This is a genomic window from Cellulomonas persica (assembly GCF_007989825.1).
In the GTDB taxonomy this organism is placed as follows: domain Bacteria; phylum Actinomycetota; class Actinomycetes; order Actinomycetales; family Cellulomonadaceae; genus Cellulomonas; species Cellulomonas persica.
This window is the reverse complement of the sequence record NZ_BJUA01000010.1, coordinates 1-12,875: the sequence shown is the minus strand read 5'-3', so window position 1 is coordinate 12,875 and position 12,875 is coordinate 1. Positions and strand designations below refer to the sequence as shown.

At 75.2% G+C, this 12,875-nt stretch carries 8 protein-coding genes and 2 pseudogenes; 3 read left to right on the top strand and 7 right to left on the bottom strand.

Annotated elements, in window-relative coordinates:
- Positions 1–140: 140 nt before the first annotated feature.
- From CPE01_RS10910 to CPE01_RS10885, 6 genes are all read right to left on the bottom strand, one after another.
- Complete coding sequence (locus CPE01_RS10910; protein ID WP_246783878.1) at positions 141–1,787, bottom strand: alpha/beta hydrolase; 1,647 nt, start codon at positions 1,785–1,787, stop codon at positions 141–143.
- A gap of 143 nt (positions 1,788–1,930) precedes the next feature.
- A complete protein-coding gene (locus tag CPE01_RS10905; protein ID WP_146806679.1) occupies positions 1,931–3,067 on the bottom strand; it encodes a DNA polymerase III subunit delta' in 1,137 nt (378 codons plus the stop codon).
- Entirely contained in the window at positions 3,064–3,741 is a 678-nt protein-coding gene (gene tmk, locus CPE01_RS10900; RefSeq protein WP_146806871.1) for a dTMP kinase, read from the bottom strand. The genes CPE01_RS10905 and tmk overlap by 4 nt, the downstream gene beginning before the upstream one ends.
- Positions 3,742–3,855: 114 nt before the next feature.
- The gene (locus CPE01_RS10895; RefSeq protein WP_146806678.1) at positions 3,856–4,860 is read right to left on the bottom strand and encodes a Gfo/Idh/MocA family protein; all 1,005 of its coding nucleotides are present in this window, start codon (positions 4,858–4,860) and stop codon (positions 3,856–3,858) included.
- A 101-nt stretch (positions 4,861–4,961) separates the two neighbouring features.
- On the bottom strand, positions 4,962–7,676 hold the full coding sequence (gene topA / locus CPE01_RS10890) for a type I DNA topoisomerase (RefSeq protein WP_146806677.1): 2,715 nt from the start codon (positions 7,674–7,676) through the stop codon (positions 4,962–4,964).
- A gap of 76 nt (positions 7,677–7,752) precedes the next feature.
- A complete protein-coding gene (locus CPE01_RS10885) occupies positions 7,753–8,667 on the bottom strand; it encodes a phosphatase PAP2 family protein (protein ID WP_246783877.1) in 915 nt (304 codons plus the stop codon).
- Positions 8,668–8,923: 256 nt separating this feature from the next.
- Here CPE01_RS10885 and CPE01_RS10880 point away from each other — a divergent pair, with 256 nt between their 5' ends.
- Positions 8,924–9,568, top strand: a complete 645-nt coding sequence (locus tag CPE01_RS10880; protein WP_146806676.1) for a TetR/AcrR family transcriptional regulator — start codon at positions 8,924–8,926, stop codon at positions 9,566–9,568.
- Between the two features lie 319 nt (positions 9,569–9,887).
- Positions 9,888–10,181, top strand: a pseudogene (locus CPE01_RS10875) (winged helix-turn-helix domain-containing protein); the annotation flags it as partial.
- 328 nt (positions 10,182–10,509) lie between these two features.
- On the opposite strand, the gene CPE01_RS10870 reads toward CPE01_RS10875, so the two are convergent.
- Positions 10,510–12,255 (bottom strand): hypothetical protein, encoded by a 1,746-nt coding sequence (locus CPE01_RS10870; protein ID WP_146806674.1) that lies wholly within the window; start codon positions 12,253–12,255, stop codon positions 10,510–10,512.
- A 460-nt stretch (positions 12,256–12,715) separates the two neighbouring features.
- Here CPE01_RS10870 and CPE01_RS10865 point away from each other — a divergent pair.
- A pseudogene (locus CPE01_RS10865) lies at positions 12,716–12,875 on the top strand (DNA repair protein RadA); the annotation flags it as partial.

Below are 12,875 nucleotides of genomic sequence, written 5' to 3'. Positions count from 1 at the left end.
CGGCGAGCGCGCCTACTGTACCCGGACGGGTGCCGGGTCTCCAAAGCGGGCGGTCCGGGCTCCGCGCGGCTCGCTCGGCTGCGCGCGACGCGACCCCCACGCACGACGACGACCTCGCGGCCGTCGGTCGTGACCGACGATCAGCAGCGGGTGCCGTCGGTGGGGACGGTCCCGTCGATCAGGTAGGCGTCGACGGCATCCGTGATGCAGTCGTTCGAGCGGCCGTACGCGGTGTGCCCCTCACCCTCGTACGTCAGCAGGACACCGGAGTCGAGGATCGTCGCGAGCGCCTCGGCCTGGGCGTACGGCGTCGCGGGGTCGTTCGTCGTGCCGATCACGACGATCGGGGCGGCGCCCTCCGCGGAGTAGTCCTCGAGCCCACCGACGAGCGGCACCGACCACTGCGCGCACAGCACCGCACCGTAGGAGAAGAGCTCGCCGACCGTCGGCGCGGCCTCCTGGATGCGCTCGGCCTCCGCGGCCATCGCGTCGAGGTCGGCGCTCGAGCGGGAGTCGACGCAGCCGATGGACCAGAACGCCTCGGTGGAGTTGTTGCCGTAGGTGCCGTTGGACTGCCGGTCGTAGTAGGCGTCCGAGAGCGTCAGCAGGATCGAGCCGTCGCCGTCGCGGATCGCGGCGGTCAGGGCCGACGTCAGGTAGGTCCAGAACGTCTGCGAGTAGAGCGTGACGGCGATCCCGGTGAACGCGAGCGACTGGGTCAGGGGACGCTCGTCGTCGCCCGTGGGCAGCGGCGAGACCTTCGCGCGGTCGAGCAGACGCTTGACCTGGCTGAGCCCGTCCTCGAGGTCGCCCTTCAGCGGGCAGCCCCGGCCGGCCTGGCAGTCGGCCACGTACGCGCGCAGCGCGTTCTCGAAGCCGACGGCCTGCTGGAACGTCGACTCCTCGCTGCTGAGCGTGGGGTCCACGGCGCCGTCGAGCACGACGCGACCGACGCGCTGCGGGAACAGCGACGCGTACGTCGCACCGAGCTGCGTGCCGTAGGAGTAGCCGAGGTAGTGCAGCTGGGTGTCGCCGAGCACGGCGCGCAGGACGTCCATGTCACGCGCGGCGCTCACGGTGTCGACGTGCCCGAGCACGGGCCCCGTGTTGTCGAGGCACGCCTTCGAGAAGTCGGCGAACCGGTCGATCGCCTCCTGCACACCGGCGGGCGACGAGGTGTCCGCGTCCGCGGCGAGCAGCGCGTCCATCTCCGGTGCGGAGTAGCAGGTGATCTTCGGGTCGGAGTTCTGGACCCCGCGGGGGTCGAAGCCGACGAGGTCGTAGTGCTCCTGGACGTCCTTGCTCACGGTGTCGAGCGCGTCGGGCAGGAAGTCGAAGCCCGAGCCACCGGGGCCGCCGGGGTTGAGCAGGAGCGAGCCGATCCGCTCGGTGCCGGTCGCAGGGTGCCGGTTGAGGCGGATCTTGATCCGGTCGCCGCCGGGCGCCGCGTAGTCGAGCGGCACCTCGACGGTCGCGCACTGCAGGTCGTCCTCGCACGACTGCCACGCGAGCTCCTGCCCGTAGAAGGGCTCGAGCCCGTCGTCGGGGGCGCTCGACGCGTCCGGGGTCACCTGCTGCGGGGTGGGCGGCGCCTTCTCCTCGGTGGTCGCGGTGCAGCCGGCGACGACGAGCGCGACGACCGCGACGAGCGCTGACGACCGCACGAACGGGCGCCGACGGTCGCCCGGCCGGTCACCCGGCCGACGCGCGGAACGAGAGCCGGGGACAGAGGCGGGCAGGGATGCGGGCAGGGAGGCGGGCTCGGGCAGGGAGGTGGGACGACGCACGCGGCCACGGTAGCCGCCGCGGCACAGCGTCCGGCGCCGGTCGAGTGGTTTGTGGACAACGAGGCACCACACCCACACACGGCGCACGCGTCCCTTGTCCCGCGTCCGCGTCGAGGGCGGCCCGCACGCGGTGGGCCGGGCGCTCAGCCCTGCGGCCGCAGCGCGATCGCCATCGCCTCGACCGCGAGCAGCGGCGCGACGTTCCCCTCGAGCCGTGTACGCGCCTGCCCGATCGCGTCCATGCGCCGCAGCGTCTGCTCGGGCGACGAGGAGGCGGCGAGCTCGCGCACGGTCTCGGCATGGTCGAGGTTCACGAGCGACACGTCCGCGCCGAGCTGCACGACGAGCACGTCGCGGTACAGCGAGAGCAGGTCGAGCATCGCGCGGTCGAGCACGTCGCGCTGGGCGCGCGTCGCGCGGCGCTTCTGGTCCTCCTCGAGCTGGCGCACCTGCGTGCGCAGCGCGGGCGGGATCGTCGCGGCGCCCTCCGCTCCGAGGGTGCGCAGCAGCGCGGCACGCTCGGCGGCGTCGCGCTCCTCGGTGGCGGCCTTCGCGTCGGCCTGGGCGGTCGCGACGAGGTCGCCCGCGGCGAGCACGGCGTCGCCGACCCCGCGGATGCGCGCGGCGATGCCGAGCACGTCGGCGCGGCGGCGGCGCGCCTCGGGGTCGCGCGCGAGCCGGCGCGCGATGCCCACGTGGCTCTGCGCGGCGCGCGCGGCGACCTCGGCGACCTGCGGGTCGATCCCGTCGCGCCGCACGAGCAGGTCGACGACCGCCTCGACGGGCGGCACGCGCAGCGCGACGGCGCGCGACCGCGACCGCAGCGTGACGAGCACGTCCTGCGGGCTGGGTGCGCACAGGAGCCACACGGTGCGCGGCGCGGGCTCCTCGAGCGCCTTGAGCAGCAGGTTCGACGTGCGTTCGACGAGCCGGTCGGCGTCCTCGACGAGGATCACGCGCCAGCGGCCCTCCGAGGGCGACCGCTGGGCGAGCTCGACGAGCGGGCGGACCGCGTCGATGAGGATGTTCACGCCCTCGGTCGCGACGACCGTGACGTCGGGGTGCGTGCCGCGCAGGGCCGTGGTGCACGCGTGGCACGAGCCGCACCCGCCCTGCGCGCACTGCAGCGCGGCGGCGAACGCGCGCGCGAGGTTCGAGCGCCCGGACCCGGGCGGGCCGGTGAACAGCCAGGCGTGCGTCATGGCCTGCGGGTCGACGACGGCCCGCTGCAGCTCGGTGATCGCCGGCTCCTGCCCGACGAGCCCGTCCCACACGCTCATGCGGCACCCCCGGACGCGGCCCCCTCGGCGGCCAGCCCCAGCAAGGGCGCGACGCGCGACCGGACCGCGGTCGCGAGCGCGTCGGGGTCCGCCGTCCCGTCGAGCACGAGCCAGCGGTCCGGGTCGGTCGCCGCGCGGTCGAGGAAGGCCTGCCGCGTGCGGCGGTGGAACTCGTCTCCCGCGCTCTCGAGCCGGTCCGGGCTGCCCGTCAGGCGCGTGCGGCCCACCGCGGGGTCGACGTCGAGCAGCACGGTCACGGCCGGCAGCAACCCGCCGGTGGCCCACAGGGACAGCCGCTCGACCTCGTCGGCGCCGAGGTCACGACCGGACCCCTGGTAGGCGACCGACGAGTCGAGGTACCGGTCGGTGATGACGAGCGCTCCTCGCGCGAGCGCCGGGCGCACGAGCGAGGCGACGTGGTGCGCGCGGTCGGTCGCGTACAGCAGCGCCTCGGTGCGCGGGTCGACGTGCTCGCCGTGCAGCACTGCCTCGCGCAGCGTCTGGCCGAGCGTCGTGCCGCCGGGCTCGCGCGTGAGCACGACCTCGCGCCCATGCGCCTGCGCCCACGCCGCGAGCAGACGCGCCTGGGTCGACTTGCCGGCGCCGTCGCCGCCCTCGAACGACACGAACACGCCGGGCAGGCTCCGCGCGTCCTCACCGGCGGGTGCGGGCAGGCTCGTCGGACCGGTGGGACTCGTCACGGCGTCAGGCTAGCCGCCCCCACCCACGCGCCCCGCACCCGGACCGCACCCGGCCCGCACCCGGACGGTGCGCGGCCGCGCCGCGGATCACTCGCCCGGGTAGACCACGCCGACCTGACGCCGCACCTCGTCGAGCGTGCGCAGCACCTCGAGCGTGCCCTGCCACGACATGCGCGGGCTCTCGACCTCGCCGTCGGCGACGCGACGTGCCACCTCGGCGGCCTCGTACTGCAGCCCCTTGGTACCGGGCTGCTCGAACGTCCACCGACGCCCGTCGTTGCGCGTGACCTGGAACGACGACGGCCCGTAGAACGACCCCGCGACCTGGATGTACCCCTCGGTCCCGGAGACCAGCGCGACGGTCGGCGTCCTCGCCCACAGCGTCGTCGACAGCGTCGCCTGCGTGCGCTCGCCGTAGGACAGGACGATCGACACCTGCCCGTCGACGCCCGTCTCGGTGAGCGTCCCGGTCGCGGCGACCGCGTCGGGCGCGCCGAGGAAGTCGTGCGCGAACGAGACCGGGTAGACGCCCAGGTCGAGCAGCGCGCCGCCCGCGAGCGCCGGGTCGTAGAGGCGCGAGGTCGGGCCGAACGCCATGAGCTGGCCGTGGTCGGCGGACACGTTGACGATCTCGCCGATCTCGCCCGCGTCGATCACCTGGTGCAGCGCGGCGACGTGCGGCAGGAACCGCGTCCACATCGCCTCCATGACGAACACGCCCGCCTCGCGCGCCGCGGCGAACACCTGCTCGGCCTCGGCGGCGTTGCGCGTGAAGGCCTTCTCGACGAGGACGTGCTTGCCCGCGCGGATCGCGAGGAGCGCGTGCTCGAGGTGCTCGGAGTGGGGCGTGGCGACGTAGACGACGTCGACCTGCGGGTCCTCGACGAGCGCCTCGTAGCCGAGGTGCGTGGTGGGGATGCCGTGCGCGGTGGCGAACCGCTCGGCGCGGTCACGGTGCCGCGAGCCGACGGCGACGACGTGCGCGCGGGTCTGGCTGCCGACGGCGTCGGCGAACGTGCCGGCGATCCGGCCGGCGCCGAGGATCCCCCAGCGGACGGGCGGGGCGGTGCGGGGGTCGGGGGTGCGAGCCATGGCGTCAACCTAGCGTGCGGAGCGTGCCGGGCGACGGACCACCCCCGGACGGCGACGCCCCGCCGGGCGGGTGGGCCGGGCGGGGCGTCGTCACGCCGGGGTCAGGACTTCGACGCGGCCTTCTTGCGCGTCGTCGTCGCACGCCGCGCCGGGGCCTTCTTCTTGGCCGGTGCCGACGCGCGCTTGTCGGCGAGGAGCTGGATCGCCTGCTCGGGCGTGATCGACTCGGCGGTCACGTCGCGCGGCAGGGTCCGGTTCGTCTCGCCGTCGGTCACGTACAGCCCGAACCGGCCGTCCTTCACGACGATCGGCTTGCCGGACGTCGGGTCGTCGCCGAGCTCACGCAGCGGCGGCGTGGCGGTCGCGCCGCGGCCCCGCTTGGGCTGGGCGTAGATCGCGAGCGCCTCCTCGAGCGTCGTCGTGAACAGCGCCTCCTCGGAGGCGAGCGTCCGCGAGTCCGTGCCCTTCTTCAGGTACGGCCCGTACCGGCCGTTCTGCGCCGTGATCTCGGCACCCGACTCGGGGTCGACGCCGACGACGCGCGGCAGGGAGAGCAGCCTGAGGGCGTCCTCGAGGGTCACGGTCTCGAGCGACATCGAGCGGAACAGCGACGCGGTGCGCGGCTTCGGTGCGGCCGCGAGCGCCTTCTTCTTCGCCGCGGCGGACAGCGACGGGTCGATCTCCGGCTCGGGCAGCAGCTCGGTCACGTACGGCCCGTAGCGGCCGTTCTTCGCGACGATCGTCGTGCCCGTGGTCGGGTCGGTGCCGAGCACCTTGTCGCCCTCGGGCTCGCTCTCGATCAGCTCGCGGGCCCGGGCGGGCGTGAGCTCGTCCGGCGCGAGGTCGTCGGGCACCGACGCGCGTCGCGGGTTGCCGTCCTCACCGAGCACCGACGGGTCCTCGAGGTACGGGCCGTAGCGGCCGACGCGCAGCGTGATGCCGTCGCCGATCGGGATCGAGTTCACCTCACGCGCGTCGATCTCGCCGAGGTTCGCGACGAGGTCGCGCAGACCCTCGGCGTCGGTCCCGGCCGCGGTGTCCCCGAAGTAGAACTGCGTCAGCCACGCCACGCGGTCCTTGTCGCCCGCGGCGATCGCGTCGAGGTCCTGCTCCATCGCGGCCGTGAAGTCGTAGTCGACCAGCCGCTCGAAGTTCTCCTCGAGCAGCCGCGTCACCGCGAACGCGAGCCACGACGGCACGAGCGCCTGGCCGCGGTTCGTGACGTACCCGCGGTCCTGGATCACGGAGATCGTCGCGGCATACGTCGAGGGGCGGCCGATGCCGCGCTCCTCGAGCGCCTTGACCAGCGACGCCTCGGTGTAGCGCGGCGGCGGCGAGGTCCGGTGCCCGTCCGCGGCGAGGTCGCGGCCCGTGAGCGGGTCGCCCTCGGCCATCTTCGGCAGGCGGGCGTCCTTCTCGTCGGCCGGCGCGGCGTCGTCGTCGTACCGGGAGACGTCCCGGCCCTCCTCGTACGCCGCGAGGAACCCGCGGAACGTGATGACGGTGCCGGACGCGGAGAACACCGCGTCACGCCCGTCGGACGCCCTCGCCCCGAGCCGCACGGACGCGGTCTGCCCACGCGCGTCGGCCATCTGCGAGGCCACCGTGCGCTTCCAGATCAGCTCGTACAGCTTGAACTGGTCCCCCGACAGCTCACGCGCCACCTGTGCGGGCGTGCGGAAGTGGTCACCCGCGGGACGGATGGCCTCGTGCGCCTCCTGGGCGCCCTTCGCCTTGGACGTGTAGACGCGCGGCGCGTCCGGGACGTACTCGGCGCCGTACAGCTCGGCCGCCTGGCGCCGCGCGGCGTCGATCGCCTGCGTCGAGAGCACCGGCGAGTCGGTACGCATGTAGGTGATGTAGCCGTTCTCGTACAGCGACTGCGCGGTGCGCATCGTCTGCCGCGAGGACATGCGCAGCTTGCGCGACGCCTCCTGCTGGAGCGTCGACGTCGTGAACGGCGCCGCCGGGCGGCGCGTGTACGGCTTGGTCTCGAGGCTGCGGACCTCGAAGCCCGCACCGTCGAGCGCCGCCACCAGCGACGTGGCCGCGGCCTCGTCGAGCTGCACCGCGTCGCTCTTGAGCACGCCGCGGTCGGTGAAGTCACGCCCGGAGGCGACCCGCGTGCCGTCCAGGGACGTCAGGCGCGCCGAGAAGGCGGGCTCGTCCTCGTCGGCCACCGCGAACGTGCCGGTCACGTCCCAGTAGTCCGCCGCGACGAACGCCATGCGCTCACGCTCGCGCTCGACGACCATGCGCGTCGCGACCGACTGCACGCGGCCCGCGGACAGGCCCTGGCGGACCTTGCGCCACAGCACCGGGCTGACCTCGTAGCCGTACAGACGGTCGAGGATGCGCCGGGTCTCCTGCGCGTCGACGAGGCGGTCATCGAGCTCGCGCGTGTTCTCGAGCGCCCGGGTGATCGCCTCGCGGGTGATCTCGTGGAACACCATGCGCTTGACGGGGACCTTGGGCTTGAGCTCGGACAGCAGGTGCCACGCGATGGCCTCGCCCTCGCGGTCCTCATCGGTGGCGAGGTACAGCTCGTCGGACTCCTTGAGGAGCTTCTTGAGCTCGGCGACCTTCTTCTTCTTGTCCGAGTCGACCACGTAGTACGGGGTGAACCCGTTGTCCACGTCGACCGCGAACTTGCCGAAGGGCCCCTTCTTCATCTCGGCCGGCAGCTCCGAGGGCTGCGGCAGGTCACGGATGTGCCCGACGCTCGCCTCCACGTCGAAGTCGTCGCCCAGGTACCCCGCGATCGTGCGGGCCTTGGCGGGCGACTCGACGATGACGAGCTTGCGCCCTGCCGACATGCGTGCCTCTTCCTTCTGCTCGGCCCACTCGGCCATCCGGGTGGTGCCGTCCGTCTGCGGACTCTACGACGCGCGGTCAAGCGCTCCGCAATCGCCTGCTCGCTCCCTGCCGCAGCGCGAGGGCTGTCGCGAACGCCCACGCGCATGCCGCGACGGTCCCCGCGACCCCGCCGGCGTACGCCGTGAGCAGCTCCTCACGCGTCCCCACCGACGGTACTGCCGCGAACGTCCGGGACAAGGCGACCGCCGCGACGACCGCCGCCGCCGCACCCACCGCGACGAGCACGACGAGCGCGCCCCGCAGCGTACGGGGAGTCGGGGGCGGGCCGTCGAGCGCGTCCTCCGCCAGGCGCGCGGGCCACAGGGCCGTGATCGCGCACGTGGCCGCCGTCCACCCCAGCACGACGAGGACCGCCGCGACCACGTCGGAGGGCCGGTGCCACTGGCCGACGAGGGTCGAGACCCCGGTCGCCGCGGCGTACGCGGCCCCGACCGTCGCGACCAGCGGGCGCATCCGCGCCGGGACGACGAGCAGCAGGACGACCGCGATCGAGGTGGCCGCCGTGGTGTGCCCGCTCGGCAGCGAGTTCGCCTGGCTGCCGATCGGGATGCCGTGCTCGGGACGCGACAGCACCCCGTACTTCAGCGCCTGCGTCGTCAGGTTCGCGCCGCCCATGACGACCGCGACCTGCACCGCGAGCTCCCAGCGCCGGCGCAGCACAGCGATCCCGATCGCGACGAGCAGCACGACCGCGACCGCGCCGACCGAGACGACGTCGAGCACGCGCTCGGCCACACGCCACAGCTCGGTCTGCCCGTAGGCGGCGCCCTCGACCGCGGCCGCGTCGACCTGCTGTCCGTTCTCGGTGCGCACGAACACGCCCCAGAGCGCCAGCACACCGGCCATGCAGGCCACCGCGACCACCAGGCACCACGTGACCACGCCCGCACGCTCGCGTGCGGCCTGCCTCGTCGTCGTCACGCTCGTCACGCGCCCACGCTAAGCCACGCCCGCCCCCGACCTGCGCGTTCCCCCCGGACCCACACACCCCCTCCCCACCCGCCCCCACCCGTCACCGTCCACCCTCCCCACACGACGAGCGCGGCAGATCGGACACGAACGCGGTCCTCCTCGACCGGCGCTCGCGACGGATCGACCGCGCTCGGGCCGGGGGTGGGCGCGGGAGGGGTGATCGCCGTGCCGACGGGCAGTCGGTGGGTCCGGTGGGGGCAGTAGGGTCGCGGCCATGGACGACGAGACCGTGGCACCCGCCCGGCGCGCGCGGCGCCCCCGACGGGCCACGCTCGAGCGCCGCGCCGAGATCCTGCGCGCCGCCGCGCGCACGTTCGGCACCAAGGGCTACAAGACCGGTTCGCTCGCCGAGGTCGCCGAGCAGGTCGGCATCACGCATGCGGGCGTGCTGCACCACTTCGGCACCAAGGAGCAGCTGCTCGTCGAGGTGCTCGAATACCGCGACCGGGAGGACGTGCGCGACCTCGAGGGTCAGCACATCCCCGACGGACTCGAGCTGTTCCACCACCTGGTACGCACCGCGCGCGCCAACGAGCAGCGGTCCGGGATCGTCCAGGGCTACACGGTGCTCACCGGCGAGTCCGTCACCGAGGACCACCCCGCGCGCGGCTGGGTCATCGGCCGGTACCGCACCCTGCGCGGCCAGATCGTCCAGGCCGTCAAGGTCGTCGGTGGTCCGGGCGTCGACGACGAGACCGCGACGAGTGCCGCGAACGCGGTCATCGCGGTGATGGACGGGCTGCAGATCCAGTGGCTGCTCGAGCCGTCGGCCGTGCGGCTGGCCGAGGAGACGCGCGTCGCGATCGAGGCGATCCTGCGCGCCGCATGCCCCGGTACGCCCATCCCGACCCTCGGCTGACCCACCCGCCGGCCCACGCCCCGCCCCGTCCAGCGCACGGCCACCCGACCCGTCCAGCGCAAGGCCACCCCACCCGTCCAGCGCCGGCCGACCCACCCCATCCGGCGCACGGCCGACCCCACCCATCCAGCGCACGGCTGACCCCGCACCGTCCCGCGCGCTGGCCACCCCGCGCCTGGCGACCGCTGACCGGGCCCCGGGGGCGCGCGTCCGGATCGCCCGCATTCCCAGGGTTCTCCCAGGTCTGGCCCAGGCCGGTTCCAGTCAGCGCGGCGAGCGTTGCGGCATGACAGCCACGACCACCACCGCTCCCCCCGGGACGCTCGTCGTCGGCGACCTGCAGCTCGACGAGACGAGCGGCGAGGTCACGCGTGGGGGCGAGCGCATCCACCTCACCCCCACCGAGCGCGCCCTGCTCACCTACTTCATGCGCAACCCGCGCCGCGTCCTGTCCAAGCGGATGATCCTGGACCGCGTCTGGCGCGACGACCGGGGCGGCGCCGACGGAGTCGTCGAGCTCTACGTCAGCTACCTGCGCCGCAAGATCGACAAGGGCCGCACCCCGATGCTCCACACCCAGCGCGGCCTGGGCTACGTCCTCCGCGCCTCCTGACACCCGCCGGCAACGCGCCCGCCCTCGACCCACCGCGACCGCCGCAGATCAAGCGCGAGCGCGGTAGATGCGCTCCGAGCGCCGGTCCCCACATGCCGCGCTCGCGTCCGATCTACCGCGCTCGCGCGGGGAACGGGCCAGAGGGAGAGGACGCGGTCACCCCCGCGAGCACCGTCGACCCAGCACTCGCGGCAGACCCAGCGCGCGCGGGAGACCGCGCTCGAGCGCGGTAGATGCGGTGCGAGGGCGGTCGATGCGGTGCGAGCGCCGGGGCTCGCAGGGTGCGCTCGGGTTCGATCTACCGCGCTCGCGCGGGGCGCTCCAGGGATTACAGGGGGAAGGCGCGGTAGAGGTCGAGGATGTCCTCGGCCGGGCCCTCGATGCGGAAGACCGCGGTGAGGTTGCGCCAGACGACGACGCCCGTGCCGTCACCGAGCGCCACGGCCGTGTACGTGCCGACCCGCTCGCCGTCGACGCGCACCGCGCCGGTCTGCGGGAGCTCGTCACGGCCGGACGTCGGCGCGTCCGCGGTGCCGGTGGTCTCGTCGCTCGCGGCACCGGTGGCGTCGTCAGTCGCGGCCCCGTCCGTCTCGGACCCGCCGCCGACCTCGTCGCTCGTCCCCTCGCCTGCGGCCTGAGCGGTCGGCAGCTCGGCGACGAGCGCCTCGGTGAACGCGCGCGCCTCGTCCTGCGTCGCCCACTGTCCCGACTGGACGGTCACGGTGACGTCGCCGCCGTCGCTGAACGACTCCGTGTACGCCTCGAGCGCACCCGCGGTCACCCACGACTCGTCGGGCGCCGACGACGCGAGCGCGTACTGCAGCACGGTCGTGGGCAGCGCGCTCGCGAACGGCGTCGTCGCCTCGCGTGCGACGGGCTCGATCGACGGCGTCGGGGAGGGGAGCCGGATCGTCGTCGCGACGACGGGGTCGGGCGATGCCGAGTCGGAGTCGCGGTTCGCGAGGACGATCCCCACGACCACCGCGGCGACGACGAGCACCCCGCCACCGATCGCGACGGGCAGCAGCCAGGCCGGCCGCTTCGAACCGCCCTCGGACGGGTCGGGGCGGCCGCTCGCGGGAGCTCCGCTGCCGTCGCCCGCGACCGACGCGCCGGACGTCGGGAACCCCGACCCGGGCTCGCCCGCGCCGGTCGGCGAGGTCCCTGCGAACCCCGCGGTCGGAGCGCCGGACGCCGGCGAGGCCGCGGCCGGAGCCGTCGGCGACGGGGCGCCGACGGGCTGGTAGGGGGCACCGGAGGCAGGGCCACCGGGGACACGGGTACCGGAGGTAGGGGCACCGGGCGACGAGGCGGCGGGGACCGCACCCGGGGGCGGGCTCGCCGGACCGGCGGCGTGCGCGCCGTGGGCACCCGTGCCCTGGCCGGGCTGGGAACCGCCGGCCTCGTGACCAGGCTGAGCCGGGCCGCCGTCGGGCTGGCCCGGGCCGCGGTGCGCGCCCGTGGACGCCGAGGCGGCCTGCGCGACGTGCGGCGCCGGACCCGTGCCGGGCGCGGCGGGACCGGACGCGGCTCCGCCCGGCGCACCGGCGCCCGAGGCGCCGGCGTACCCGGCCGAGCCGCTGTAGCCCGCGACGCCGCTGTACCCGGCGGTGCTGTAGCCGGAGGTGCCGGAGCCCGGGACGCCGTAACCCGGGGCGCTGGAGCCGGAGGTGCCGCTCGTCCCGCCGACCCGCGGCGTCACGGTCGGCTGCGCGGGAGGCGGCGTGGTCCGACGAACAGGCAGCGCGCCTGCGGGCTGCGCGGCCGCACCGGCGCCCGGCGTGCCGAGCGGAGCGGCAGCCGACGCGACCGGAGCGGCGGCCGGCGGCGCAGCAGGCGAGGCGGCACCGGACGCACCGAGCGGGGCGGACGGAGCGGTGTACGTGGCCGCAGCCGACGGCGCCGCGGAGGGTGCCGACGCAGCGGCTGGTGTCGCAGCGGGGGCCGTGGGCGCTGCGGGCGGGACGGCGGCGGGGGTCGCGGGCCAGCCGGGCGCGCCGTCGCGGGGCGCCCAGACGGGGCGTCGGTCCGGCGCGGGCTGCCCCGGCTCGTCAGGTCGTCCGGTGTTGCTCATCGATCCCCCTCGCCGCACTGTGCCCGTGGTCCGGACGTGCCGCAGCCTACCCAGCGCACGTGGCGACGGCCTCGGCGACCCGCGCCTCGCGCGTCGCCGACGGCCACCCCGCCCCACGCGAGAGGAACGGTCGCCCTGCGCGACGGCCGAAGCGCTCATCAGCGCGCACCCGGCGGGGTCGAGCTCGGTCGCGAGCAGTCCGACGAACGTGGTGGCGCCGACCGCGAGCGTCGCGTGTCACGGACCCGGTCGTCGGCCGGACGCGCGATGCCGACGCGAGGCACCGCGCTCGACGCCCGCGAGCGGGACCGGCGGGGTGCCGACGCCGCGGGCGCGGCTCGGCGGGGCGGGACGCGGCGCGGCGGGATGCGGCGCGGCGGGGTGGGACGCGGCGGGCGGGACGCGCGGGCCGACGAGGGGCGGCGCGGGAGTGTCGGCGGCGGCGGATAGCGTGCGGGCCGTGGCGACCAAGAGCAGGGCCGGCGTGCGCGCGGGCTTCCGGTGCACCGAGTGCGGGTGGACGACGAGCAAGTGGGTCGGCCGGTGCGGCGAGTGCCAGGCGTGGGGCTCGGTGGTCGAGGAGTCCGGCCCCGGGGGCGGCGCACCGCGCACCGCGGCGG